The organism is Saccharopolyspora hordei (assembly GCF_013410345.1).
Classification (GTDB): Bacteria; Actinomycetota; Actinomycetes; order Mycobacteriales; family Pseudonocardiaceae; genus Saccharopolyspora; species Saccharopolyspora hordei.
Genome location: NZ_JACCFJ010000001.1, coordinates 1480088 through 1506261, shown reverse-complemented (window position 1 = coordinate 1506261; position 26174 = coordinate 1480088). Strand labels below are relative to the sequence as shown.

The following is a 26174-nucleotide window of genomic DNA, read 5'->3' as shown; positions in this document are numbered from 1 at the left end:
ACGCGGTCGTCGCCGTTCAGGCCGGTCGCACGTGGACCACGTCGCCGGCGGAGACCGCGGTGGTCCGCCCGCTGTCCGCGCGCACCACGAGACGGCCCTCGGTGTCGACGTCGGTGGCGACGCCGCGCAGCTGCTCCTCGGGCCCGAGCTCGACGCGGACCTGCTGCCCCAGGGTGCTGCACAGCGCGCGGTACCGGTCGAGCAGCCCGCTGCCCACCACGTCCCCGGACGCCGCGCGCCAGCTGCCCTCGGCCTCGGCGAACGCCGTGAGCAACGCCACGGCGAACTCCTCCCGGTCGACCTCCGCGCCCTCCGCGGCCAGCGAGGTGGCGGGCAGGCCGCCCGCGCCGCGGGGCAGGTCCTCGGGACGCTGCAGCACGTTGACGCCCATGCCGAGCACCAGCGCGAGGCCGTCCGGCCCGGCCGCCGCCTCGCCGAGGATCCCGGCGGCCTTCCGCCACTCGTCGCCGCTGCCCAGCAGCAGGTCGTTCGGCCACTTCAGGCGGGCGGGCACGCCGGTGGTGCGCTGCACCGTCTCGGCCAGCGCGATCCCGGCGACCAGCGGCACCCAGGAGACCGCGGACTGCGGCACCTCGGGACGCAGCAGGACGCTCACGAACAGCCCCTGGCCGCGCGGCGAGGTCCACTGGCGCTGCATGCGGCCGCGCCCGGCCCGTTGTTCCTCGGCGATCAGCACGGTCCGGTCCGCGGCACCTCGGCTCGCGGCCGCCGCCAGGTCGGTGTTGGTCGAGCCGGTCACGGTCACCACGTCGAGCGCGGCGTACGGTCCGGCGTCGACCAACCGGGCGCGCAGCCGTCCACCGTCCAGCAGCACAGCAGTCACGCCCCCAGCGTATGCGGGGCCACCGGGCGGCGTGCCGCGCGGCGGGGCGGCCGCGCCCAGCACACTTTCGGCTGTGGCGGAGCGGTGATCTTGCTCCGTACCGTGCTCGGCGGAGGTGGGCACGGTGCGGAGACGTTGGTGGGTGCTGCCGTGCGCGGCGCTGGTGCTGTCCGGGGTGGCGCCGGGCCCGGCGACCGCGCAGGCGCCGGAGCAGGTCAGGGACGGGCGCAGCCAGCCGGTCTTCACCGCCGAACCGGTGCGGGAGACGGTGTGGGTGGAGACCGGGCTGGACGGGGACGGCGACGGCGTGGTCGACCGGGTGGCCGCGGACGTCGTGCGACCGTCCGGCACCGACCGACCGGTCCCGGTGATCATGGACGCCAGCCCCTACTACTCGTGCTGCGGGCGCGGCAACGAGAGCGAGCGGAAGACCTACGACGAGCAGGGCCGTCCGCTCGGCTTCCCGCTGTTCTACGACAACTTCTTCGTCGGCGGCCCGTCCGACATCACCTCGGCGAAGGCCGTGGTCGACTGGCTGAACGGGCGCGCCCCCGGGTTCGACGCGCCCACGGGCGGCGACCAGGTGGAGGCGAGCTGGTCCACCGGTGACGTCGGCATGATCGGCAAGTCCTACGACGGCACGATCGCCAACGGCGTGGCCGCCACCGGGGTGGAGGGGCTGCGCACCATCGTGCCGATCGGGGCGATCAGCTCCTGGTACGACTACTACCGCTCCGACGGCGTGTCGTTCGGCTTCGACCCGGCCGGGCTGGCCGAGACGGTCGAGGAGGGGGGCCGCCCGGACTGCGGCCCGGTCAAGCAGCAGCTGACCGAGGGCGCCCCGGCCGACGGCGACCGCACTCCGCTGTGGACCGAGCGGGACCACGTGCCGGACGCCGGCCGGGTCACCGCGAGCGTGTTCGCGGTGCACGGCCTCGGCGACCTCAACGTCAAGACCGTCCAGCTCGGGCAGTGGTGGGACGCGCTGGCCCAGCACGGCGTGCCGCGCAAGCTGTGGTTGAGCCAGACCGGGCACGTCGACCCGTTCGACTTCCGCCGCGCCGAGTGGGTGGACACCCTGCACCGCTGGTTCGACCACTGGCTGCTCGGGGTGGACAACGGCATCGAGGACGAGCCCGCGGCGAGCGTCGAGCGCGCACCCGACGTCTGGGTGGACGAGCCGACCTGGTCCGGCGAGCTGGCCGAGGACGTCGTGCTCCACCCGCGCGAGGACGGGCTCGGCCCGCAGCCCGGCAGCGGCACCGCGTCGTTCACCGACGACCCGTCGCTGGACGAGTACGACTGGGTCGCGGAGCCCGACCAGCCGTCGCCGGCCCGCGTGCTGTTCAGCACCGCACCGGTGGGCCGCGACGTGCGCATCGCCGGGACGGGCTCGGTGACCGTCACCGCCGTGCCGAGCACGCCGACAGCGCACCTGTCCGCGGTGCTCGTCGACTACGGTCCTGCCACCACCCGCGACTACCTGGGGCAGGGCGAGGGCATCCGCACGCTGGAGACCGAGTCGTGCTGGGGCGAGAGCCGTCCCGGCGACGACGCCTGCTACCACGACACCGAGGCGACCACGGCCGACGTGGACTTCGAGGTCGTCGCGCGCGGCTGGGCGGACCTGGCCAACCACGAGTCGCTGGACGAGGAGCGGCCGCTGGAGCCGGGGGTGCCGCGGACGATGACGTTCCGGCTCGCCACCACCGACCACGTGGTGCCCGCCGGGCACCGGCTGGCGCTGGTCATCGGCGGCACGGACAGCGCGTTCATCGTCGCGCCGCGCCAGCCCGGCGAGGTCGGGATCGACCTGAGCGGCACCTCGGTGACGCTGCCGGTCGTCGGCGGCCTGCCGGCGGTGGCGGCGGCCGGGACGAGCCTGCCGACCGTGCGCCCGGACCACGCCCCGGCCCGCCCGCACGTGCAGCTCAACCGCGACGTCCCGGCGGCGCGGTGAGCTGCGTCGAGCCGATCTGTTCCACTGTGGACGGCCTGGGGTCCCGCGTGCCCGGCACCAGGACCCTTCCGGTCCACAGTGGAACGACTTCCGCTCGTGCCACCCGCGGCCGTCACGGCTCCCCTCGTCGACCGAGGTGACGCGATCCGGGTGGGAACCGGACGTCCGGTTCCCACGCGGACCGCGCTCCGGTGCCGGACGGGGGTGAGGGCTCCAGGCGCGGAGGCCTGCGGCGGGTCGGGTGGGGATCCGGGGTGACTACCATCGGCGGGGTGCGCTTCGTGCTTGCTTCCGCCTCGCCCGCTCGCCTGTCCGTGCTGCGCTCGGCCGGGATCGAGCCGCTGGTGCGCGTCTCCGGCGTCGACGAGGACGCGGTGACCGCGTCGCTCGCCGACCCCACCCCCACCGAGCTGGTCACCGCGCTCGCGCAGGCCAAGGCCGACGCGGTGGCCGCCGAGATCGGCGCCGAGGAGCCCGACGCGGTCGTCGTCGGCTGCGACTCGATGCTGCTGACCGCGCAGGGCGAGGTCGTCGGCAAGCCCGGCACCCGGGAGGCGGCCGCCAAGCGGTGGGCGCAGAACGCCGGCAGCAGCGGCGAACTGCTGACCGGGCACGCGATCGCGCGCCTGCGGGACGGCGAGGTCACCGCCCGCGCCGCGGGCCACCTGGGCACCACGGTGCGGTTCGGCGAACCCAGCGAGGAGGAGCTGGAGGCGTACCTCGCCACCGGCGAGCCGCTGCACGTGGCAGGCGGTTTCACCCTCGAGGGCTTCGGCGGCTGGTTCATCGAGGGCGTGGACGGCGACCCGTCGAGCGTGCTCGGGATCAGCCTGCCGCTGACCCGCACGCTGCTCGCCGAGGTCGGCGTCAGCGTCGTGACGCTGTGGAACCGCTCGACCACGGAGTGACACCGAGCTCCTGGCACTCGGGTGAACACGAGCACAATTCGATTACTCCGGGATGAGTTCCGCCCCCGACCTGGTTAAGAAGGTCGCGATGGGCACCCTCCGACGGCTGTACCTGACGTCGCGCCTGCACGTCGACCTGCGACGGCAGGCCAGTTCCGGCTGTCGGTGATCGAGCGCGGCACCGCCGCACGACCTGCGCCTGACGTTCGCGCCCCAGCTCGACCCGATCTGCCCGTACCCCGTTCGCGAGACTCCAGGAGACCCCTGTGTCCACCACTGCTCGGCGATCGCGCCTGCGCCTCAACCCCAAGCTGTTCGCCGTCGCCGTCATCGCGTCGCTGGTGCTCGGCGCCCTGCTCGGCTACATCGCCAAGCAGACCGGCGCCGCGTGGCTGGCCACCACGTTGGAGACCATCGGCTCGATCTTCACCAAGCTGCTCACGTTCACCGTGCTGCCGCTGATCTTCACCGCCATCGTGGTGGGCATCAACAGCCTCCGCGGCCTCGGCGGCGGTCGCGTCGCGGCGCGGCTGGGCGGCAAGACCGCGCTGTGGTTCGCGATCACCTCGCTCATCGCGGTGGCGATCGGGCTCGCCGTCGGCACGCTGGTCCAACCGGGGCGCGGCCTGGTCATCGAACCCGACCCGGACAAGCTGCAGGCCATCGGCGAGAAGACCGAGGGGTCCTGGTGGGACCTCATCACCGGTCTGGTGCCCAGCAACCTGATCAGCGCCTTCGCCGAGGGCGAGACGCTGCAGGTGGTCTTCGTCGCGCTCGTCATCGGCGCCGCCACCTACAGCCTGGGTGAGAAGGCGGCCCCGTTCGTCGAGTTCAGCAAGGCGGCCTTCGAGGTCATCCAGCGCGTGCTCGGCTGGATCATCCGGCTCGCCCCGCTCGGCACCCTCGGCCTCATCGGCAACGCCGTCGCCAGCTACGGCAACGAGTTCTTCGCGCCACTGCTCACGCTCATCGGCTCCACCTACGTGGCCTGCGCGCTGGTGCTGTTCGTGGTCTACCCGCTGCTGCTCGGCCTGGTGGCCAAGGTCAGCCCGGTGCGCTTCTTCGCCAAGGCCTGGAACGTGCTGCAGTTCGCGTTCGTCTCCCGCTCCTCCAGCGCCAGCCTGCCGCTGACCCGGCAGACCGCGCAGGACCTGGGTGTGCCGCCGTCCTACGCGAACTTCGCGGTGCCGCTGGCGACCACGACGAAGATGGACGGCTGCGCCGCGATCTACCCGGCCGTCGGCTCGATCTTCATCGCCAACCTCTTCGGCATCGGCCTCGGTCCGGTGCAGTACCTGACGATCGTCGCGGTCGCGGTGTTCGGCGCCATCGCCACCGCCGGGGTCACCGGCTGGTTCACCATGCTGACGCTGACCACCGCCGCGCTGGGCTTCCCGGCCGAGGTGGTGGCCACCGGCATCGCGGTCGCCTACGCGGTGGACCCGATCATGGACATGGTGCGCACCGCCACCAACGTCGCGGGCCAGATCGTGGTGCCGACCGTGGTCGCCCGCAGCGAGGGCCTGCTCGACGACGAGGTGCTGGCCCGGCCGAGCACCCCGCTGGTCGACAGCGCGGAGGAGCTCGCCCGCACCTGACCCGAGACGTCGAGGGCGCCGTCGACCCCGGTCGGCGGCGCCCTCGTCGCACCGCGGCGAGGTCCCGTCGACGGGCTCGATCGGGGGTCCGCCGACCGTAGGATGGGGGCGTGGAGAAGGGACGGCGGGGCAAGGACCTCCGCATCGGCGACCCCGAACGCGAGCTCGCCATGCGGTTGCTCGGCGAGCACTTCGCCGATGGACGGCTCGACGTCACCGAGTACGACGAGCGCTGCCGGCAGGCCGCCGCCGCCCGGTACCGCTCCGAACTGGAGGCGCTGTTCGACGACCTGCCCGCACCCCGGCCCGAGCGCGCCCAGCCGGAACCCCCGGCGCGGACCTCACCGGTGAGCGCGGTGCCGACGAAGGTCGTGCTCGGGGTGGGCGCCGCGGTGCTGGCGGTCGTCCTGCTGCTCGTGGCCCGGCAGGCAGCCCTGGTCCTGCTGGTCCCCCTCGCGGTGGTCGTTTGGTCCACGTGGCGGCGGTGAGCGGCCCGACACGACCTCCTCGACGACCACGCTTCGTTACGGTGTGAGCATGCACAGCTCACGGATCACCGGGGCTCGGCGCCTGGGCGCGCTGCTCGCCGTCGGCGCTGCCGCCCTCACCGGGTGCGGTCTGTGGCAGTCGCAGCCGACCGCGGACACCGCTCCGCCGCCGCCGATGCCGCTGCCCACGTCGAGCACGCCGGCACCCCCGCCGCCCCGCCCGTTCGAGCTGCCCCTCGACGAGATCGGGCCGTGCACGCTGCTCACCCCGGCCCAGCGCAGCCAGCTCGGCTTCGACCGCGAGCCGATCCCCGACTCCGAAGCCGGGTTCGGCAACGCGGCGACCTGCAGCTACCGCAACACCACCGCCAAGGTCGGCGCCCGGCTGGCGCTGATCACCACCGAGGGCATGGGGGTGTGGACCGACGACACCGCGCAGGTGGAGGCCACCCCGGTGGTGGTCGGCGGCTTCCCCGCGCTGGTCATCAAGACGCCGGGGCTGGACCTGTCCTGCAACGTGGCGGTGGACGTCGCCGAGGGCCAGCACCTCGACGTGCTGTACCGCGACGACGGCGCGCAACCGCCGTCGCCGGTGGACCAGCTGTGCGCCGGGGCCCAGCGGGTCGCCGAGGACGCCGTGGCCACCCTGGCCGCGCCGGAGACCTCGACGTCGGCGCCGCAGACGGAGTCCGCCGAACCGAGCTGACCACGCAGAGCGATCGGGCGTGCGGGACCGGGGAGTGATACTCACCGCGTATGGAGCACTCCACAGTGTGACGATTGGTGACTACAGTGTCCCTCTGGACGTGGAGTCGCTCGAGCGCTCGGGTGCCCCGCGCCCCGGGCAGGTGCCCCGCGACCACCTGGACCGGCGCGCGGCCCCGCACCGACCCGGCGCTCGACCACGAGGGCCCCAGGCCCTCACCTGTGGGAGGGGGAGACGTGCCGCTCACTGCGCCGTGGGGCGACAGCTCGACCGAAGCCCTACCGGGTGTGTCCGGCGGCTCGGTCCAGGTCGAGCCCGCCGCGATCCCGAAGCTGGTCAACGCGCTGCAGGAATCGCTGGACGCGGTCGGCCTGCAGATCGAGCACGCCATCACCGAACTGCGCATCCGGCCGTGGGCCGGTGACCCGGTCAGCGCCGAGGCCGCCGAGGAGTTCAACCGGCGCTCGGTCGGCGGTGGCGAGGACGCGCTGACCGCGCTGTGCGGCTACCGCGACCAGCTGCAGGCCGCGGCCGAGTCGCTGGAGCGCGCCAACCGCGAGTACGAGCGCATCGACCAGGACAGCGCGATGGGCATCGGAGGCTGCTGACCAGCGATGAGCGACCACAGGTGGCAGGGGTACCGGCACCCCGAGCTGTACGCGCAGATCCACGACGGACCGGGACCGGACGGGTCCACCGACAGCGTGCGCCGCTGGAGCGAGCTCACCCGCGCCCTCGGTGACATCGACGCCGGGCTGACCGCGGCGATGACCGCGGCCATGGACGGCTGGCAGGGCGCGGCGGCGGACAGCGCCCGGGAGGGGCTGCGGCCGCTGGGCGGTTGGGCCGCGCTGGCGCAGGAGGCCACGACCGTGATGCGCGAGCGGGCCGAGCAGCAGGCGGAGCTGATCAGCAAGGCGCGGCGCGACATGCCGCCGCCGGTCGAGGTCACCGCCGAGGAGCCGAGCGCCGCGCAGTCGCTGCTGACGCACCTGTTCGGCGGGCAGACCGACTACGAGCTGCAGGAGGCCGCGCAGCACGCGGCCGAGCAGCGGGCGTTCGACGTGATGCGCACCTACGAGGCGGCCACGCAGGCCAACACGACGTCCCTGGCCTCGTTCACGCCACCGCCGCGGGTCGTCGTGGACGCCCCGGTCGGCGGCGGCTCCGGCGCGCCCACCGGTCAGCAGACCGTGACCATCAGCTGGGCCCCGTCGGCCGTGCCGACACCGCGCGGCTCGACGCCCCCGGCGCCGGGGCAGCGCACCGCCGGCGGTGGTGCCTCGCGCGGCGAGGGCCGGTCGGCCGGGAAGGGCGTCCGGCGCTCGAGCGAGCGCGACGAGGCCGTGGACCGCAAGGTCACGGAGAAGGTACGCCGGGGCGGCTTCTTCGACCTGGTGGAGTCGCCGGCGCGACCGGTGATCGGGGGCGAGCCCGGGCAATGACGTCTCCCGCGACCACCCGGCGGATCGCTCTGTCGGCGCTGGAGTACGACGTGCTCGTCGAGCACCTGGAGCTGGAGACGATGCCCCTGGTGCTCAAGGTCCCCTCACCCGGCCGCACCCACACCGAACGCGCTCGCCTGGTCGACTCGGCGTGGCGGTCGCTCGGGGCCCGCGGGCTCGGGCGGCCGACCGACGTCGACCCGGAGCTGGAACGGATGCTGCGGCTGCTGGCCCGCCCCGACCGCGAGGTCGACGGGCGGTTCTGGCTGGGCCGCAGCGTGCGGGTGCTCGCCGCCGCCGACGGCGGGGACGCGGTGCTGGTGGTCAAGGACGGTGACGAGCTGAGCTTCCGCGCGGCGTCGGCGACCGGCCTGCCCCGCGAAGCGGTCTCGGTGCTGCCACCGGCCCAGGCCGGTCCCGGCCGGTCGGTGTCGCTGCTCAGCAGCGACCTGGACGCGGCCGCGGAGGACGCCGGGGACAACGTGGAGCAGCTGACCGGCGCCCTGCAGCGCCGGGGCGTGCGCGCCGACGACGCCGAGGCGCTGACCGGCATGGTCACCGGCGTGTCCGCGCGCGGGCAGTTCGGCGCGGCGGCCCGCGACCGGTTCGGCCGCCGGGTCCGGGCCGGCCGGGTGGTCGGGTTCTTCGACACCGCGCACGGCCGCTACGCCCAGCTGCGCCGGGAGTCCCCGTCCGGCGACGTGTGGAGCACGATCGCCCCCGCCGACACCCGCCGCCTGACCGCGCACGTCGAGGAGCTCCTCACCGAGGTCACCCCCGCCGACTGACCGGCGCCGGCACGCCTGAACGCCCCTCCACACACGCGTGAAGGGCACCCTTCGACCCCGTGGGCGAAAGGTGCCCTCCACCTCGTGACCCCCGCGGCTGGCGCCGCCGCCGGGGTCACGCCGCGCCGGTCCCGTCGGACGAGGTCAGTGGGACCGGGCGCGGGGCCGGCTCAGACCAGCGGTTCGTGCAGGCGGTCGCGGGCCTCCGGGGCCGCGGACCGCTTGGCGTCCGCCGCCTCGTCGTCGGGCTGGGTCTGCGAGTCGCGCTCGGCCTCCACGCGCTGGGTGTAGACCTGGACCTCCCGCTCGACCTGCGCCTCGTCCCAGCCGAGGACGCCGGCCATCAGCCGCGCCACCGGCTCGGCGCAGTCCACGCCGCGGTGCGCGTACTCGATCGAGATGCGGGTGCGGCGGGTGAGCACGTCCTCCAGGTGCAGCGCGCCCTCGTGGCTGCACGCGTACACCGCCTCGGCCTGCAGGTAGTTCGGCGCGGCCGGGATCGGCTTGAGCAGCTCCGGCCGGTCGGCGGCCAGGCCCAGCACGTCGTGGATCTCCGAGCCGTAGCGGTCCAGCAGGTGCCGGATCCGGTACGGGTGCAGGCCGTGCTCGGCGGCGAGCTGGTCGGCCTGGTTGACCAGCGCGTGGTAGCCGTCGGCGCCGAGCAGCGGGACCCGGTCGGTGATCGACGAGGCCATCCGCCCGGTGATGTCCGGCGCGATGGCGTCCACCGCGTCGGCGGCCATCACCCGGTACGTCGTGTACTTGCCGCCGGCGATCGCCACCAGCCCCGGCGCGACCCGGGCCACCGCGTGCTCGCGGGACAGCTTGGAGGTCTCCTCGCTCTCCCCGGCCAGCAGCGGGCGCAGCCCGGCGTAGACGCCCTCGATGTCCTCGTGCCTGAGCGGGGTGGCCAGCACCGTGTTGACGTGCTCGAGGATGTAGTCGATGTCGGACTTCGTGGCGGCCGGGTGCGCCAGGTCGAGGTTCCAGTCGGTGTCGGTGGTCCCGACGATCCAGTGGTTGCCCCACGGGATGACGAACAGCACCGACTTCTCGGTGCGCAGGATCAGCCCGGTCTCGGCGACGATGCGGTCGCGCGGCACCACGATGTGCACGCCCTTGCTGGCGCGCACCCGGAACCGGCCGCGGCCACCGGAGAGCTTCTGCAGCTCGTCGGTCCACACCCCGGTCGCGTTGATCACGGCCTGCGCGCGGACCTCGGTCTCCTCGCCGGTCTCCACGTCGCGCACCCGCACCCCGGCGATCCGGTCGGCCTCCCGCAGGAAGCCGGTGACCTGCGCGGACGTCATCACCACCGCGCCGTAGCGGGCCGCGGTGCGGGCGACGGTCATGGTGTGCCGGGCGTCGTCGGCCTGGGCGTCGTAGTAGCGGATGCCGCCGATCAGCGCGTTGCGCTTGAGCGCGGGCACCATGCGCAGCGCACCGGCGCGGGACAGGTGCTTCTGGCCCGGCACCGAGCGCGCCCCGCCCATGGTGTCGTAGAGGAACAGCCCGGCCGCGGTGTACGGGCGCTCGACGATGCGGCGGGTCAGCGGGTACAGGAACGGCACCGGCTTGACCAGGTGCGGCGCGATGCGGGTGAGCATCAGCTCGCGCTCCCGCAGGGCCTCGCGGACCAGCGAGAACTCCAGCTGCTCCAGGTAGCGCAGACCACCGTGGAACAGCTTGCTGGACCGGCTCGACGTGCCGGCCGCGAGGTCGCGGGCCTCGACCAGCGCCACCTTCAGCCCGCGGGTCGCCGCGTCCAGCGCCGCACCGGCACCGGTCACACCGCCGCCGATCACCACGACGTCGAAATCACCGGCGCCCAGCCGACGCCAGTTCTCGGCGCGCTCGACCGGTCCCAACGTGCCCTTCAGCCGGTTCTCCGTCTTGTCTTCGGACACCGCGTCCTCCTCGCTCGAATCGCGTCCCACCAGGTCTTCGGGAGCGGCAGCGGCCGCCGCTCGCGGGGTGGGACTCAGGTCTTCCCGCTGCACGCGCTGGTCTCCGCGCGAGGACACCTCCGCCGAGGCGAACGCGGGTCACCGTCCGGGTCACCGCGCACCCCGTGCCCTCCACCGGCCGGGCCTCGACGATTGGCCATCATGCCCGACCGGCACGGTGCGTGCTCGATGCGGCACCGCGCGTCTTCCCCGCCTGTTCGACCAGGGCGCCGCGGTCGCGCAGCACCTCGATGTCGGAGCTCGGGGTCTTGGAGTCCACGATCACGATGTCGAAGTCCTCCACCGGCGCCACCGCGTGCAACGCCCGCCGGCGGAACTTGGTGTGGTCGACGTAGAGCACGCGGCGCTGCGCCGAGGCGAGCATCGCCTTCTTGATCTGCACCATCTCCTGCTGCGGGTAGCAGCAGATGCCGTCGGTGACCGCGGAGACCGACATGATCGCCAGGTCGACCCGCAGGTTGCGCAGCGAGTCCAGCGCCATGCCACCGACGAAGGCGTCCGCCCACGGCAGGTAGTCGCCGCCCACGCAGATCAGGCTGATCCCCGGCGCGTTCCGCAGCTCGTCGAACACGCCGCGGTGGTTGGTGACCACGGTCAGCGGCGCCCGCTCCGGCAGCAGCCGGGCCAGGTAGACGCCGGTCGTGGAGTCGTCCAGCACCAGGGCCTGCCCGGGTTCCACCAGCTCGGCGGCGGCGCGGGCGAGCTCTTCCTTCTCCTCCTTGTTCTGCGGCAGGCGGTACTCGGACGCCGCTTCGTACAGCAGCGACGACGCCGCCGAGACGTTGCCCCGGTTGCGGTGCACCAGTCCCTGCGACTCCAGGTCGGCGAGGTCGCGGTAGACGGTCATCGCGCTGGCGCCGATGGTCGCCACGAGGTCGTCGATGCGCAGGGTGCCCTCGGCCATCACCAGCTCGGTGATCCTGCGCCGCCGGTCCTGCTGCTTCTCGGACGGACGTCGAGCTGCCACCGCCGACCTCCCCTCGCTCCCACACCTAACTCGATGAAAACACCATCGAAGACATCTTGCCCTGTTGTTTTTCTCAAGTCTAATGTTACCGCACGGTATGGAGCGGCTCGGGTCGCACTGCCGCACGGGGCGGCCCGGGCCGTCCCCGCGTGGTCGGACGGCGGATTGGGCAGGACGGAGCAATCCCGGGCGCGCGACTGGCCGCATGCATGGACACGTGTTCGCACGCGGCAGTACCGTCCCGACTCACTCCATGTCGGACAGTCATCACATCCCGCCTGTGCCAACGGCGGCATGAAGAGGGGAACGACAAGAATGACGACCAGTCTCGGGGAGATCTTCCTCTGGGAGTTGATGGGGACGGCAGTGCTCACGCTGATGGGCTGCGGCGTCGTCGCCAACAACGTGCTCCGCAAGAGCGGTGGGCACGGGGGCGGCTACCTGATGATCAACTTCGGTTGGGGCTTCGCCGTCTTCGCGGGCGCCAGCATCGCGGAACCCACCGGCGCGCACATCAACCCGGCAGTGACCCTGGGGCTGGCGGTCAACGGCCAGACGCCGTGGTCGCAGGTGCCGGTCTACATCATCGCGCAGCTCATCGGCGGCACGGTGGGCGCCGTGCTGTGCTGGGCCGCCTACAAGCTGCAGTTCGACACCCACGACGACCCGGGCGGCACGCTCGGGGTCTTCGCCACCGCCCCGACGGTGCGCAACACCCCCTGGAACCTGGTCACCGAGGCCATCGGCACGTTCGTGCTCGTCGCCTGGATCATCCTCAGCCCCGGCGCGGAAGCCGGCCCGGACGGCGTGCCGACGTTCGGCAACGCCGCGCTCGGCTACGCCGCGGTGGCCTTCCTCGTGGTCGGCATCGGCAACTCGCTCGGTGGGCCGACCGGCTACGCCATCAACCCGGCTCGTGACCTGGGCCCGCGCATCGCCTACGCCCTGCTGCCGATCCACGGCAAGGGTTCGGCTGACTGGGGATACTCGTGGGTGCCGATCGCCGGCCCGATCCTCGGTGGGGTGCTGGCGGGTGCGCTGGCTCTCGCACTGCCCGTCGCCGGCTGACCAGACTTCGTCCACAGAGGAAGGTAGAACGAGAGATGGCCTCTTACATCGCCGCCATCGACCAGGGCACGACCTCAACCCGGTGCATGATCTTCGACCACTCCGGACGAGTCGTCGCGGTCGACCAGATGGAGCACCGCCAGATCTTCCCGAAGGCCGGCTGGGTCGAACACGACCCCGCCGAGATCTGGACCAACACCCGGCAGGTGTGCGCGGGCGCCCTCGCCAAGGCCGACCTGGTGTCCTCCGACATCGCCGCCGTCGGCATCACCAACCAGCGGGAGACCGCCGTGGTGTGGGAGAAGGCCACCGGCAAGCCGGTGTACAACGCCATCGTCTGGCAGGACACCCGCACCGACGAGATCGTCAACCAGCTGTCCAGCGGTGACGCCGGGCAGTACCGGTACCAGCGCACCACCGGCCTGCCGCTGGCGACCTACTTCTCCGGGCCCAAGGTGAAGTGGATCCTCGACAACATCGAGGGCACCCGCGAGCGGGCCGAGCGCGGCGAGCTGCTGTTCGGCAACATGGACACCTGGCTGCTGTGGAACTCCACCGGCGGGCCGAACGGCGGACTGCACGTCACCGACCCCACCAACGCCTCCCGCACGCTGCTGATGGACCTCGAGCGGCTGGACTGGGACGCCGACATCTGCGCCGAGCTCGGCATCCCGACGGCGATGCTGCCGGAGATCCGCTCCTCATCCGAGGTGTACGGCAAGTTCCGGGAGCGCGGCGTGTTCGCCGGCATCCCGATCGCGGGCATCCTCGGCGACCAGCAGGCGGCCACCTTCGGCCAGGCCTGCCTGTCGCCCGGGGAGGCCAAGAACACCTACGGCACCGGCAACTTCGTGCTGCTCAACACCGGCACCGAGCGGGTGATCAGCGAGAACGGGCTGCTCACCACCGTCGGGTACAAGATCGGCAGCAACGACACGGTGTACTGCCTGGAGGGGTCGATCGCGGTCACCGGCTCGCTGGTGCAGTGGCTGCGGGACAACCTCGGCCTCATCGCCAGCGCCCCGGAGATCGAGCAGGTCGCCCGCACCGTCGAGGACAACGGCGGCGCCTACTTCGTGCCCGCGTTCTCCGGCCTGTTCGCCCCGCACTGGCGTTCCGACGCGCGCGGCGCGATCGTCGGCCTGACCCGCTACGTCAACCGCGGCCACCTGGCCCGCGCCGTGCTCGAGGCGACGGCGTACCAGACCCGCGAGGTGATCGAGGCGATGAACGCCGACTCCGGGGTGCCGCTGAAGTCGCTCAAGGTCGACGGCGGCATGGTCGGCAACGAGCTGCTCATGCAGTTCCAGGCCGACATCCTCGGCGTGCCGGTGATCCGCCCGGTGGTCGCGGAGACCACGGCCCTGGGCGCGGCCTACGCGGCGGGCCTGGCCGTGGGCTTCTGGGGCAGCGAGGAGGACATCCGGTCCAACTGGGCCAAGGACAAGCAGTGGGACCCGCAGATGCCCGAGGAGCTGCGCGAACGCCAGTACAAGCAGTGGCAGAAGGCGGTGACCAAGACCCTCGACTGGGTCGACTGACCAGCCGACACGACGCGGCCCGGCCCCCGGCGGGGGCCGGGCCGCAGGCGTTCCGGGAGCGGGTCCCGGCGGTGGCCCACCCACCGCGAGAGGAAACCCCGGCAGTGGCCCACCCACCGCGAGAGGAAACCCCGGCGGTAGCCCACCCACCGCGAGAGGAAACCCCGGCGGTAGCCCACCCACCGCGAGAGGAAACCCCGGCAGTGGCCCACCCACCGCGAGAGGAAACCCCGGCAGTGGCCCACCCACCGCGAGAGGAAACCCCGGCAGTGGCCCACCCACCGCGAGAGGAAACCCCGGCAGTGGCCCACCCACCGCGAGAGGAAACCCCGGCAGTGGCCCACCCACCGCGAGAGGAAACCCCGGCAGTGGCCCACCCACCGCGAGAGGAAACCCCGGCAGTGGCCCACCCACCGCGAGAGGAAACCCCGGCAGTGGCCCACCCACCGCGAGAGGAAACCCCGGCAGTGGCCCACCCACCGCGAGAGGAAACCCCGGCAGTGGCCCACCCACCGCGAGAGGAAACCCCGGCAGTGGCCCACCCACCGCGAGAGGAAACCCCGGCAGTGGCCCACCCCGCCGGGAGAGGGCGCGCCCACCAGCTGGTGCAGGACGCGAGCGAGTCGAACCGCCGGTCGAACCACGACGTCCGCCGCCGACCCACTGCACGCGGAGCAGTCCCTCCGGGGGACCGCGGGGCGACACGTCGGCACCACGGTCGTCCACGCTCCCCCGCCCGGCACGGACGAGGTCGCCTCGTGAGTGCTCGAACCGGCTGGAACCGGCTTCCGCACTCACGACCGAACGCGTCCACCAGGAGCCCTGCGCCCGTCCGCGCCGCGCTGCACGGGCGAGCGGAGCACGCGGACGGTGACGAACGCCGTCGGTCCGGCCGGCGGGGAGTGGGTGCCGGGCACCTCGACCGACTGAGCCGGCGGGAGGTGCACTTGACCTCCTCAGCAGCTCGCGAGATCACAACCACCCACCTCACGCGGCAGGGAGCGCTTCGCGCGAGGCGACCGGTGACCACCACTCATCCGCCGAGCGCTCACGAGGTCCGAGACACGAACCGCTCTCGAGGCCCGTGCGCCGGCACCCGACTCACCGGCGCGCGGTGCGCGCGGTGTCCAGCACGGGCCGACCCGCACTCCATCGAGCGCACATCGACGACCAGCGGACCGTGCTCCCGGAACCCGTTGTCGCGCAACGCCTCTCGCTGGCGCGCACAGCCTCGTCCGATCCCTCCAGGACCCCCGGTCGAAGCTGTCGGTGACGTCGACGGGGAGTCGGCACCTCGCGCGGCCACCCGAACTCCCCCGCCTCGCGTGGCCGCACCGAGGTGCCTCGTGAGTGCTCGAACCGGTTGGAGGCGGCTCACGCACTCACGACCGGTGCGCCGTGGCGATCGGTGCCCGCCGACCGCCACCGCGCACAGCGTCTTCCCAGAGCGGTCACTCCGCCGATGGGCGTCGCCCCCGCTGGTGGGTCCGGTCGTGAGTGCGTGAACCGGTTGGAGCCGGTTCCAGCACTCACGACGGGTGCGACGCCGGTGGTCGGGCAGCGGGGAGCTGCGGCGAGGCGACGGGGCGCGAGCCGGCTGGCTGGGAGCTCCGGCCGACGGTGAGGTGTCACGGGATCGGCACGTCGGACCGTGGCGGCCCGGCCGCGTTCGTCCCTCCACAGGTGACTCCAGTGCTCCCGCTGTGCCGCGGTCAATACGGCGCCGAACCGCAGGAGCCCACCTCGGAGCGGACCCGGGCGCGGGCTCCTCGGCGTGGAGACCTGCACCGATGCACTCCGGTCGCATCAACCCCGAACGCGTCGGGCTGGGAGCGGCACGTCCGACGGGAGCAGCCGGGTCGCGGGCACCTCAGCGTGGAGATCGCACGTGCTCCGATCGTCTCCTGCTCAGGTGCCGCTCCAGTGGACCACCGTCCGACTGCGCCGAGGAGAGAGCGCCCTCGGACGGTGAGGCGTCACGGGAGTGGCACGTCGGACGGGAGCAGACCGGTCGCGACCAGTTCTTCCCAGACCGCCGCGGGCACCGGTCGCTCGACGAGGTCGGCGTTGCGCCGGACCTCCTCGGCGGACCGGGCCCCCACGACGACGCTGGCCACGGCCGGGTGTGCCGCGGCGAAGGCCATCGCCACCTGCGGCACGCGCGCCCCGTGCCGGTGCACCACCTCGGCGATCCGGGCGACCCGCGCCCGCAGCTCCGGCGCCGCGGGCGCGTAGTCGAACATCGCCTCCGGGCCGAGCTCGTCGGTGGCTAGGACACCGCCGTTGAACACCCCGGCGGCCAGCACCGACACGGTCCGGCGCACGCACGTCGGCAGCATGGTGGCCGCCGCGGACTGGTCGAGCAGCGTGTAGCGCCCGGCGAGCATCACCGCGTCCACATCGGTCTCGGCGGCGAAGCGCTCCAGCACCTGCCACTGGTTCATGCCGACACCGATCGCGCCGACCACGCCTTGCGCGCGCAGCTCGTGCAGGGCCGGGTACGCCTCGCCGAGCGCCTGCGACCAGTGCTCATCCGGGTCGTGGATCAACACCAGGTCCACGCGGTCGAGGCCGAGCCGACGCAGGCTCGCCTCCAGCGACCGGTGCACCCCGTCGGCGCTGAAGTCCCACACCCGCTGGTGGTCCGCCGGCACGGCGAACCCCGCTGCGTCAGGCGCGCCCGCGGTTCCCGGGCTCGGCACCAGCAGCCTGCCGACCTTCGTCGAGACCACGAACTCGTCCCGCGGCCGACCGGCGAGGGCCGCGCCGAGGCGGCGCTCGGCCAGTCCGAGCCCGTAGTGCGGTGCGGTGTCGAAGTACCGGATCCCCGCGTCCCATGCCGCGTCCACCGCGCCGAGCGCGGTCTCCTCGTCGACCTCCCGGTAGAGGTTCCCGATCACCGCACCCCCGAACCCGAGCGGGGAGACCACGACGTCCGAGCCACCGAGCTTCACACCGACTCCCACCGCACACCGATCGCGCGGCCGGCTGCGACCGCCCGCAGCCCCGGTGTCCGCACCGGACCGGCGGTGTGACCGCACCGCGCTCCCCGGCGCCCCACGGTGTCCCGCACCGCCGCGGGACCACCACCAGCGCGGCCGTCTCCGCGCCACGCCACGGCCGGACCCGCCGCGTGCGCCTGCTCCCGCCGAGCGGGGAGTCGGACGCCGCCGGTCCGCAGACCGGTGATCAGCGCAATCATCGCGCCACCTCGCTTCCGCGCGCCGCTCCACAGGTATCACGGCCGGTGCGCGGGAGGCCACGGTCAGCCGCCGCGCACCAGGAGCGAGCTCGGTCGGCTCAGGTGGTGGCGAGGACGTCGCTGCGGGCGTCGGCCGTGATGGGCGCACCGGTGCCGCGGCACGTCGATCGACGTGCCACGTCGCCCTGACCTCGCCGTTCGTCAGGCCACCCGGCACCGCCACCTCGAAGCCGCGCCGGGCCACCCGCCGGGCGGGACCGGCGGGTGGCGCCCGGTCCTGCTACAGCATGGCTTCGACGATCTCGACCGCCCGGCGCACGCCACCGGCTTGCTGGATCTCCCGCTGCATGTCCACCACCCGGGCCCGGATCTCCTCGTCGGCGGAGACCTCCTCCAGCGCGGCGCGCAGCTGCTCCGGTGTGGCGGTCTGGGAGTCCAGCCGCACGCCCAGACCGAGCTCCTCGATGCGGGCCGCGTTCATGAACTGGTCGGCGGCCTGCGGCACCGCGATCAGCGGGACGCCGTGGTGCAGGCCCTCCATCGTGCCGCCCATGCCGGCGTGCGTGATGAACGCGCTCGCCTGGGACAGCACCCGCAGCTGCGGGATCCACTGGTGCACCTCGAAGTTCGCCGGGACCTCGCCCAGCTCGGCCGGGTCGACCGACCGCCCGACGGACATCACCACGTGCCAGTCGAGGTCGGCGAACGCCCGCAGGCACCTCTGGAAGAAGTCCAGGCGGTCGTTGTACGCCGAGCCCAACGAGATCACCAGCACCGGTCGGTCGTCCGGCGCCTGCCAGTCCCCTTGGGACGCCCGCTCGGTGAGCATCGGGCCGACGAACGTGTAGACGTCCGAGGCCGTGTCCCCGAAGTACTGGAAGCTCCGCGGGATGGTCACGATGCAGCGACGCGGGTGCACGAGGACCTCGTGGGTCAGGGCCAGGCCCTGCTCGGCGAAGTACTCGTCGTAGGCCCGCTCCACCGCCCGCTTCTCCGGGGTCGGCGTCATGTCCAGGACGGATTCCAGGTCCTCGGTGTAGACGTGGGTCGGGCACAGCTGCAGCGCCGGCACTCCCCACTTCTCGGCGAGGACGAGGAAGTCGGGGAGGTCGTAGATGACGAGATCGGGCAGGTCCGCCGCGAACGCCGCCTCGAGCTGCGGCACGACGAACTTGGTCTCCTCGAGGAACATCAACCGCGCCTCGACCTCGTCGTTCGGCCACTCCTGCCGGGCCGCGGTCGGTGACCCCGGCAGCAGCGAGGTGTAGCGGACCGGGGTCGCCCCGGCCTCGACCACCGGGGCGACGAGCGCGTCGGTGACCGCGTAGCTGACGCGGTGCCCCCGGCTCACCAGCTCGGTGATCAAGCCGAGGGTCGGGTTGACGTGCCCGTGCGCCGGGATGGTGAAGAAGCCGATGTGCGCGGGCCGGGTGCGGTGCGCGTTCTGCGCAGCGTTGGTCATGTGCTCTGTGCTCCTGATCAGCGAAGCCCTCGCCGCGGCGAGGAACTGGTCAACGGTGTCGGCTTCGCCCGAGCGACCGGGTCCGCTCCAACCCCGGGCACGACGGCAGGAGACCAGCTCGCAGCGTGCGGAGGGGATGCGGGACCAGTGCGCGGCGTGCGGTGCACCACCGCGCCGGACCGGTGCGGGCGCGTCACGCCACGCGGCCGGGGCGGGACGACGTCACCGCAGGGCCGCGGACGAGAGCGCGATCAGAGGTAGAGCTGCTTCTGCACCACGCGGCCAGGCTAACGCACCGGACGACGGCGCGTCGCGCCCATTTCCGCCTGGTCGGCCTCGGCTCTGCCCACAGCGGATCCGGCAGCGCGTGGGCCGGTCCGCGCCTACCGTGCGGGTGTGGACGTCGACCTCGTCGTACCGGGCCTGTACCTCCTGCGCCCCGAGTTCGGCCAGGCCTGCCTGTGGTTGGACGGGCGCTCCGCGACCCTGGTCGACACCGGCATCGCCGGCTCCGGTCCTGCCATCACCGCACTGCTGGTCGAGCTCGGCGCCGAGCTGGAGCGGATCGTCCTCACCCACGGGCACGAGGACCACGTGGGAGCCGCCGCCGAGCTCCGCGCGGCCACCGGCGCACCGGTGCTGGCGCACGCCGGGGACGTGGCGGTCATCCAGGGTGAACGGCCCCGCCCGGAACCGGTGCTGCAGGACTGGGAACGCCCGCTGTTCGACAGGGTCGTCCCGCAGGTGCCGCCGCACCCGCCGTGCCCGGTCGACCAGGAGATCGCCGAGGGCGACGTGCTCGACTTCGGCGGCGGTGCCCGCGTGCTCTCCACCCCCGGCCACACCGACGGGAGCACCGCTGTTCACGTGTCACGGAGCAGGACCCTGTTCGCCGGGGACACCATCGCCCACGTCGGCGAGGTCGTGCTGGGCACCTTCAACCGGGACCGGGCGAGGACGGTCGAGTCGTTCCGCCGCCTGGCCGCACTGGACACCGACGTCGTCTGCTTCGGTCACGGCGAACCGATCACGCACGACGGCGGTGCCGGACTCCGCGCAGCAGCCGCGACGCTCACCGACTGACCGCGCCCCACCGAGACGTGAGCAGCGGTGACGCCCGCTCCCCGGTCTCGCGAGGCGCCGCGGCCGGCAGCGGAACGGCCTGTGCCGGTCGGCGAGGCCGTCCGGCGGCCGGTACCCGGACGAGATCACGCGACGGCTGGTTCAGTCCGCACCGGTGCGGCCCGGGGGCCGTGGTAGCCGGACTCCGGACCAGGAACCGACTCCGCACTGCCCGTCGGCGTCGTTCCCGGTGGCGACGACAGTGCCGTCGGAGCGCAGGCCGAGGGTGTGCGTGGAACCGGCCGCCACGGCGACGATGTCGCGCCACCCGGCGACCTCGCACTGTCCGCAGCTGTTGTCTCCCACCGCGAGGACCTGCCCGGACACCGTGACGCCGACGGTGTGGTAGCTGCCCGCACTGATCGCCACCACGTCGCGCCACTCACCGACCTCGCACGCCCCGGTCGACCGGTCGCCCGTCGCCACCGCCCGTCCGTCGGCCCGGAGGCCGACGGTGTGCAGGTACCCGGCCGCCACGGCGACCAGGTCACGCCACCCTGCCACGGCACACTGGCCTCGTCGGTCGTTCCCCACGGCCAGGGCGGAACCGTCGGCCCGGAGGCCGACCGAGTGCCAGTCACCGCACGCGAGGCCGACGACCTCGCGCCAGGACCGCACGTCGCACTGCCCTTCGGCCCCCCGGCCCACGGCGAGCACCCGACCGTCGGCGAGCAGCCCGAGCGTGCGGCGCCATCCCGCGGCCACCGCTGTGATGCCTCGCCACCCGGTCACATCGCACTGTCCATCGCCGTTCCACCCCGTTGCCAGCACCGTGCCGTCCGACCGGAGCCCCACCGTGTGCGACCTGCCCGTGTTCCGCGCGGTGTGGACGTTGCCGGCCGCCACCGCGACGACGTCGTCCCACTGCTCGACACGGCACTCACCGGCTGCGGTGGCGCCCACGGCGACAACGGTCCCGTCCCGGCGGAGTGCTACCGAATGCCGCCTCCCGGCCGCCAGGGTCGCCGAGCCGACGACCATCCCGCCTCCTCGAGCTCGGCACGTGCCCTCGGACATGAGAGGCCACCCTACGTCGGACTGCGCTCAGCCGCGGAGTCCTCGGTCCTCAGCGGGCCACGACACGACCGTGGAGGCCGCGTTCTCCCACGACGGAGAGGACGACGCCGCTGCACGGGCCGATCACGCCATCCACCACCCAGCGCCCCCGGACCAGCGCAGTCCATTGTGGAGCCGACAGCGCGTGCTGGAAGGCGAACCGAACCTGCCGCACCGAGCCCCTCGCACGGAGGAGAGGCTGGAACACCCCGCCGGCACCGACCGAGCATCGGTGAGACTCCCGCGCCGCGGCACCGTGGTCACCGGGTGCGCGGTCGTCGCCTCACGCGGCCAGTTCCATGAGTTCGTCGAGCGCGTCCTGCACCATCTTCCGGGTGTGCCGGTGCTCCCGGGCGTCCAACGTGTCCAGAAGAGCACGCAGGTCGCGCTCGGTGGCTGGTCGCGGACGGCCGAGCTTGTCGCGGCTCTTGAGCAACCCCAGTTCGGCCAGCGCCGCACCGCGCGGTTCGTTCATGGCACGGAACATCGTCACCGCCTCCTGGTACGTGCGAGCGGCCTCGCCGTACCAGCAGGCGCGGAACAGCACGTTGCCGCGCATCTTCCGGTTGTAGGCCAGTGCGCTGGACAGGTCCATCCGCCGGCAGATCTGCTCGCCCCGCGACAACAGGCGCAACGCCTCGTCGTGCTCGCCGCGCAGCGACAGCACGTCCGCCAAGCCGCGCAGCGCCCACGCCAGACCCCGCTCGTCACCCCCGTTCTCGGCGATCTGGGCGGCCTCGGCGAAGCGCTCCCACGCCGCGTCCAGGTCACCGGCGTTCCGGTCGAGCTGGGCCAGGCCTTCGAGCGCCCACACCGTGTGCCGGGTCTCCCCGCGCCGGCGCGCTTCGGCGAGCAGCTTCTCGTGGAGGTCGCGGGCTTCGGCGTAGTCGCCGCGGATCCGCAGCGTCTCGGCGATGCCGGCGACCGAGTACCCCAACGCCACCACGTCCCGGGCCTGGGTCGCCACGTCCTTCGCGAGCCCGAGCCAGCGCAGCGCGGCGGTCATCTGCCCGCGCTGCCGCGCCAGGGTCCCCCCGTTCCACAACGCCCACGCCATCGCACCCAGGTCCTCCGCCTCCCGGGCCGCCCGGTAGCTGGCGCGCCACGCGGCGTCAGCCTCGGCGATCCGGCCCAACCGCCGGCAGGCCTCGGCCACCACCAGCCTGGCCTGGGCGAGCGCGAGAGCGTCCTGCTCCGCCTCCGCGCGGGCCTCTTCCTCCTGCGCCTTGGCGAGCACGGTCTCGTACTCGGTGTTCACCGACAGGTTCCGGAGCCGTCCCTGGAACTCCGGCGCGAACGCCTTGCCGTACATCTCGGCCACCTTCGTGTCTCCACCCGCATTGGCAACAGCACGCCGGACGCTCGCTCTGCGCCTGGACGCACCGTCATCGCTGAGGGGCCGGTTCACCCCGTCGATCCCCTGGAACGGGGGAACCGGCCTGCTGCAACCCCCGACGACAACCACGTTATGGCGCGGCGAGTGATCGTGGATCAGCCGATGTGTCAGGTGGAGTCAACCGATCGGCCGGGACTGGCACCGCCGGTCTCGTACTTTCGGCCGAGATCGTGCGGCTCAGGAACGGCCCGGGCGTTCGTGCTCCGGGAGCTGGCACGCCGGGGTCCCGCCGGGCAGCCGGGAGCGGTTCGCGGCGACGGCCCGGTAGACCCAGTCGGCCAGCGTCCGCAGCACCGGCGCGGACATCAGCAGACCGGCCGCCGGCCACGGCCCGCGGCAGCTCTTGAGCAGCTCGGCCACCGCGGCGGCACCGCCGAAGACCCGCCCGGACGGGGCCACCCACAGCACCTCGTGCTGCGCCCGGTCCCGCGTCGTCCGGTAGGCGGCGAGGTCGGCCTCCTGCCACGGCAGCACGCGCATCCGCACCGGCAAGCGCTCGGCCCAGCGCACGCTGCGCGTGCAGAAGCCGCAGTCACCGTCGTAGATCAGCACGGGGAGTTCGGTCATGGCCACCCTCCTGCCACCCGGGTACCCGCGGACCGGCTCCGGAAGACGGCCGGTCAGTCCAGGTCGTCGTGCCGCATCAGCAGCCGGCCCGCCTCGGTGACCGAGCCCGACAGCGACGGGTACACCGAGAACGTGTTGGCCAGGTTGTCCACGGTCACCTGGTTCTGCACCGCGAGCGCGATCGGCAGGATCAGCTCGCTGGCGTTCGGCGCCACCACGACGCCGCCCACCACCACGCCGGTCTGCGGCCGGCAGAAGACCTTGAGGAAACCGCGGCGCAGGCCCTCCATCTTGGCGCGCGGGTTGGTGGCCAGCGGCATCATCACCGTCCGCGCCGGCACCTCACCGCTGTCGATGGCCTGCTGGCTGATGCCGACGGTGGCGATCTCCGGGTGGGTGAAGACGTTCGCGGCGACCGTCTTGAGCTTGATCGGGGTGACGCCCTCGCCGAGGGCGTGCCACATGGCGATCCGGCCCTGCATGCCCGCCACCGAGGCCAGCAGCAGCACACCGGTGCAGTCACCGGCCGCGTAGACGCCGGGCACGGAGGTCCGCGACACCCGGTCGACCGGGATGTAGCCGTTCCGGTCGGTCTCGATGCCGATCCGCTCCAGCCCGATGTCGCTGGTGTTGGGCACCGAGCCCACGGTCATCAGCGCGTGGCTGGCCTCCACCTGCCGCCCGTCGGCCAGGTGGATCAGCACGCCGGAGTCGGTGCGCTCCACCTTCTCGGCGCGGGCGTGCTTGACGACCTCGGTGCCGCGCTCGGCGAACACCTCCTCCAGCACGGCCGCCGCGTCCGCGTCCTCGTGCGGCAGCACGCGGTCGCGGCTGGAGATCATGGTGACCTTGACGCCCATCTCGGTGTAGGCGGAGGCGAACTCCACACCGGTGACGCCGGAACCGATCACCGCGAGGTGCTCGGGCAGCTCGGGCAGGTCGTAGAGCTGCCGCCAGTTGAGGATGCGCTCGCCGTCCGGCTCGGCGCCCTTGAGGACGCGCGGGGTGGCGCCGGTGGCGATGAGCACGACGTCGGCGGTCAGCTCCTCGTACCCGCCGTCGGCGAGGTCGACGCCGACCTGGTGCACCGCCATGCCCTTGGCGGGGTTGGTGAAGCGCGCGCGACCGGGCAGGATCTTGACGCCTTCGCGGCGGACCCGGGAGCGGATGTCGGCGGACTGCGCCAGCGCCAGGCCCTTGACCCGGCCGTGCACGACCGCCACGTCGACGTCGGAGTCCTCGGCCTTGACGCGGATGCCGAGCTCACGGGCGTCGCGGTACGCCGAGCGCGCACCCGCGGAAGCGATGAAGGTCTTCGACGGCACGCAGTCGTAGAGCACGCAAGCCCCACCGAGGCCTTCCGGCTCGACCAGCGTGACGTCCGCCCCGTTCGACGCGGCGACCAGCGCTGCCTCGTAGCCAGCCGGGCCGCCTCCCATGATCACGATGCGGGTCACTTCGTGTTCCTCCCGATGCCTGCCGTGTGGGCGCCAGACCCACCGTACGCTGCGCGTAGTCCGGTCAATCCGGGTGGTGTCGCCCGAAATGACCACCGTGGCCCACCCCACAGGACGGACACGACCGAGCGTCACGGCGGCTGCTCTCCGCGATCAGCGGAAGACCAGCGCACACCCCCCGGCTGTCCAGGTCGATCGCGAGTACCCACATTCGTGACGCGGTCCGGTCCGCCGAACGGGCAGTCGATCGCTACCCTGTGGGGCGTGCCTCTGTACGCCGCGTACGGGTCCAACATGGATCCAGCCCAGATGTTGAAGCGAGCCCCGCATTCGCCGATGGCCGGAACGGGCTGGCTGATGGACTGGCGGTTGACCTTCGGCGGCGAGGACTACGGCTGGGAAGGCGCTCTCGCCACCATCGTCGAACACCCCGGTGAGCAGGTCTTCGTGGTGCTCTACGACGTGAGCCCGGAGGACGAGAAGCAGCTCGACAACTGGGAGGGCGCCGAGCTGGGCATGCACAAGAAGCTCCGGCTTCGGGTGCAGACGCTGGACGGGCCGGTGCTCGCCTGGTTGTACGTGCTCGACGCCTACGAGGGCGGCCTGCCGTCCGCCCGCTACCTCGGTGTGATGGCGGACGCCGCGGAAGCCGCCGGAGCCCCTGCGGACTACGTCGAGAAGCTGCGGAAACGTCCCTGCCACAACGTCGGGCCCGGCTCCCCGCGTGACATCTGACCCGAACATCACGCCTCGCGTGTGACAATCACGGGGGATTGCACACGTCATCGTCCGCGCCCGGGCAGCCGGGGCGGTGGGTTTCGAGGTGAGGGGTTCGGCGTGGCCGAGGCAGGCGGCACACCGGTCAGCCAGCAGGAGCGGCGCGAGCAGATCCGGTCGGAGGTGCTGGCCAGCGGGTTCGTGCGCATCGAGGAGCTCGCCACCAAGCACGGCGTCAGCGGCATGACGATCCACCGCGACCTGGACGTGCTGGAGGAGCAGGGCTGGCTGCGCAAGGTCCGGGGCGGGGCGACCTCGACCCCGACGGCGCTGCTGGAGACCTCGGTGCGGGCCCGGATCGCCGACGCCGCCGAGGAGAAGGCGCGGATCGCCGAGCACGCCGCGCGCCTGGTCTCCCCCGGCCAGGTCGTCGCCCTGGACGACAGCACCAGCGCGCTGGCGGTGGCCGAGCGGTTGCCGGCACTGGCCCCGCTGACCGTCGTGACGAACTTCCTGTCCGTGATCAACCTGCTCAGCGGGGAACCCGGGCTGCACCTGATCGGCCTCGGCGGCGACTACCAGCCGTCCTACGACGCGTTCCTCGGCCTGCACACCGCGACCATGGCCCGCACGCTGCGCTCGGACGTGCTGTTCATGTCCACCACCGCCGTCGTCGGCGGGCACTGCTTGCACCGCTCGCAGGAGACGATCCAGGTCAAGCGGGCCCTGATGGACACGACGGGCAAGCGGGTGCTGCTGCTGGACCACTCCAAGTTCGACCGGCGCGCGGTGCACGAACTGGCCCCGCTGACCGAGTTCGACCTGGTCGTGGTGGACGCCGGCACCCCGGCCGCGCGGCTGGAGGAGCTGCGGTCGGCAGGGGTGGCGCTGGAGGTCGCCGAGCGCTGAGCCCGC

Annotated in this window: 22 protein-coding genes and 1 pseudogene; 13 read left to right on the top strand and 10 right to left on the bottom strand. The window is 72.9% G+C overall.

The genetic code is table 11. The features are described 5' to 3' along the window. Positions 1-16: 16 nt before the first annotated feature. Entirely contained in the window at positions 17-844 is an 828-nt protein-coding gene (locus HNR68_RS07145) for a biotin--[acetyl-CoA-carboxylase] ligase (RefSeq protein WP_179718830.1), read from the bottom strand. 124 nt (positions 845-968) lie between these two features. On the opposite strand from HNR68_RS07145, the gene HNR68_RS07140 reads away from it, so the two are divergent. The 8 genes from HNR68_RS07140 (at position 969) to HNR68_RS07105 (ending at position 8737) form a co-directional block, all read left to right on the top strand. Next, a complete protein-coding gene (locus HNR68_RS07140) occupies positions 969-2804 on the top strand; it encodes a Xaa-Pro dipeptidyl-peptidase (protein WP_380574436.1) in 1836 nt (611 codons plus the stop codon). 272 nt (positions 2805-3076) lie between these two features. Beyond that, a complete protein-coding gene (locus tag HNR68_RS07135; protein WP_179718828.1) occupies positions 3077-3712 on the top strand; it encodes a Maf family nucleotide pyrophosphatase in 636 nt (211 codons plus the stop codon). A 266-nt stretch (positions 3713-3978) separates the two neighbouring features. Beyond that, positions 3979-5310, top strand: coding sequence for a cation:dicarboxylate symporter family transporter (locus HNR68_RS07130; protein ID WP_179718826.1), 1332 nt, complete (start codon positions 3979-3981; stop codon positions 5308-5310). A gap of 110 nt (positions 5311-5420) precedes the next feature. Further along, positions 5421-5798 (top strand): DUF1707 SHOCT-like domain-containing protein, encoded by a 378-nt coding sequence (locus HNR68_RS07125; RefSeq protein WP_343049982.1) that lies wholly within the window; start codon positions 5421-5423, stop codon positions 5796-5798. A 49-nt stretch (positions 5799-5847) separates the two neighbouring features. Beyond that, positions 5848-6504, top strand: coding sequence for a DUF3558 domain-containing protein (locus HNR68_RS07120; RefSeq protein WP_179718824.1), 657 nt, complete (start codon positions 5848-5850; stop codon positions 6502-6504). A 236-nt stretch (positions 6505-6740) separates the two neighbouring features. Further along, the gene (locus HNR68_RS07115; RefSeq protein WP_179718822.1) at positions 6741-7112 is read left to right on the top strand and encodes a hypothetical protein; all 372 of its coding nucleotides are present in this window, start codon (positions 6741-6743) and stop codon (positions 7110-7112) included. A 6-nt stretch (positions 7113-7118) separates the two neighbouring features. Beyond that, positions 7119-7949: a PPE domain-containing protein gene (locus tag HNR68_RS07110; protein ID WP_179718820.1), complete on the top strand. Its 831-nt coding sequence runs from the start codon at positions 7119-7121 to the stop codon at positions 7947-7949. Beyond that, entirely contained in the window at positions 7946-8737 is a 792-nt protein-coding gene (locus HNR68_RS07105; protein WP_179718818.1) for an ESX secretion-associated protein EspG, read from the top strand. Before HNR68_RS07110 ends, HNR68_RS07105 begins: the two co-directional genes overlap by 4 nt. A gap of 170 nt (positions 8738-8907) precedes the next feature. Here the strand turns inward: HNR68_RS07105 and glpD are convergent, their stop codons facing one another. Both glpD and HNR68_RS07095 read right to left on the bottom strand, forming a co-directional pair. After that, positions 8908-10644, bottom strand: a complete 1737-nt coding sequence (gene glpD, locus HNR68_RS07100) for a glycerol-3-phosphate dehydrogenase (protein ID WP_179718816.1) — start codon at positions 10642-10644, stop codon at positions 8908-8910. A gap of 199 nt (positions 10645-10843) precedes the next feature. Beyond that, entirely contained in the window at positions 10844-11671 is an 828-nt protein-coding gene (locus tag HNR68_RS07095) for a DeoR family transcriptional regulator (RefSeq protein ID WP_179718814.1), read from the bottom strand. Positions 11672-11986: 315 nt separating this feature from the next. Between HNR68_RS07095 and HNR68_RS07090 the strand changes: the two genes are divergently transcribed. After that, the gene (locus HNR68_RS07090; RefSeq protein ID WP_246330407.1) at positions 11987-12739 is read left to right on the top strand and encodes an MIP/aquaporin family protein; all 753 of its coding nucleotides are present in this window, start codon (positions 11987-11989) and stop codon (positions 12737-12739) included. Between the two features lie 35 nt (positions 12740-12774). Next, positions 12775-14280, top strand: coding sequence for a glycerol kinase GlpK (glpK, locus tag HNR68_RS07085; protein ID WP_179718812.1), 1506 nt, complete (start codon positions 12775-12777; stop codon positions 14278-14280). Between the two features lie 1976 nt (positions 14281-16256). Here the strand turns inward: glpK and HNR68_RS07080 are convergent. Both HNR68_RS07080 and HNR68_RS07075 read right to left on the bottom strand, forming a co-directional pair. Continuing rightward, complete coding sequence (locus tag HNR68_RS07080) at positions 16257-17234, bottom strand: aldo/keto reductase (RefSeq protein ID WP_343049981.1); 978 nt, start codon at positions 17232-17234, stop codon at positions 16257-16259. Between the two features lie 528 nt (positions 17235-17762). Then, positions 17763-18944: a macrolide family glycosyltransferase gene (locus tag HNR68_RS07075; RefSeq protein WP_179718811.1), complete on the bottom strand. Its 1182-nt coding sequence runs from the start codon at positions 18942-18944 to the stop codon at positions 17763-17765. Positions 18945-19340: 396 nt separating this feature from the next. Between HNR68_RS07075 and HNR68_RS07070 the strand changes: the two genes are divergently transcribed. Further along, positions 19341-20027 (top strand): MBL fold metallo-hydrolase, encoded by a 687-nt coding sequence (locus tag HNR68_RS07070; protein WP_179718808.1) that lies wholly within the window; start codon positions 19341-19343, stop codon positions 20025-20027. A 141-nt stretch (positions 20028-20168) separates the two neighbouring features. On the opposite strand, the gene HNR68_RS27375 is transcribed toward HNR68_RS07070, so the two are convergent. The 5 genes and pseudogenes from HNR68_RS27375 to HNR68_RS07050 form a co-directional block, all read right to left on the bottom strand. Continuing rightward, positions 20169-20570 carry an RCC1 domain-containing protein gene (locus HNR68_RS27375; RefSeq protein WP_343050451.1) on the bottom strand — a complete coding sequence of 134 codons (402 nt, stop codon included), beginning with the start codon at positions 20568-20570 and terminating at the stop codon, positions 20169-20171. An 18-nt stretch (positions 20571-20588) separates the two neighbouring features. Next, a pseudogene (locus HNR68_RS27370) lies at positions 20589-21047 on the bottom strand (RCC1 domain-containing protein); the annotation flags it as partial. Positions 21048-21405: 358 nt separating this feature from the next. After that, a complete protein-coding gene (locus HNR68_RS07060; protein WP_179724723.1) occupies positions 21406-22434 on the bottom strand; it encodes a tetratricopeptide repeat protein in 1029 nt (342 codons plus the stop codon). A gap of 261 nt (positions 22435-22695) precedes the next feature. Next, the gene (locus tag HNR68_RS07055; protein WP_179718804.1) at positions 22696-23085 is read right to left on the bottom strand and encodes a thiol-disulfide oxidoreductase DCC family protein; all 390 of its coding nucleotides are present in this window, start codon (positions 23083-23085) and stop codon (positions 22696-22698) included. 53 nt (positions 23086-23138) lie between these two features. After that, positions 23139-24542, bottom strand: a complete 1404-nt coding sequence (locus tag HNR68_RS07050) for an NAD(P)H-quinone dehydrogenase (protein ID WP_179718802.1) — start codon at positions 24540-24542, stop codon at positions 23139-23141. A gap of 264 nt (positions 24543-24806) precedes the next feature. On the opposite strand from HNR68_RS07050, the gene HNR68_RS07045 reads away from it, so the two are divergent. Both HNR68_RS07045 and HNR68_RS07040 read left to right on the top strand, forming a co-directional pair. Continuing rightward, on the top strand, positions 24807-25277 hold the full coding sequence (locus HNR68_RS07045) for a gamma-glutamylcyclotransferase (protein ID WP_179718799.1): 471 nt from the start codon (positions 24807-24809) through the stop codon (positions 25275-25277). Between the two features lie 102 nt (positions 25278-25379). Beyond that, positions 25380-26168 (top strand): DeoR family transcriptional regulator, encoded by a 789-nt coding sequence (locus HNR68_RS07040; protein WP_179718797.1) that lies wholly within the window; start codon positions 25380-25382, stop codon positions 26166-26168. Positions 26169-26174: the final 6 nt, after the last annotated feature.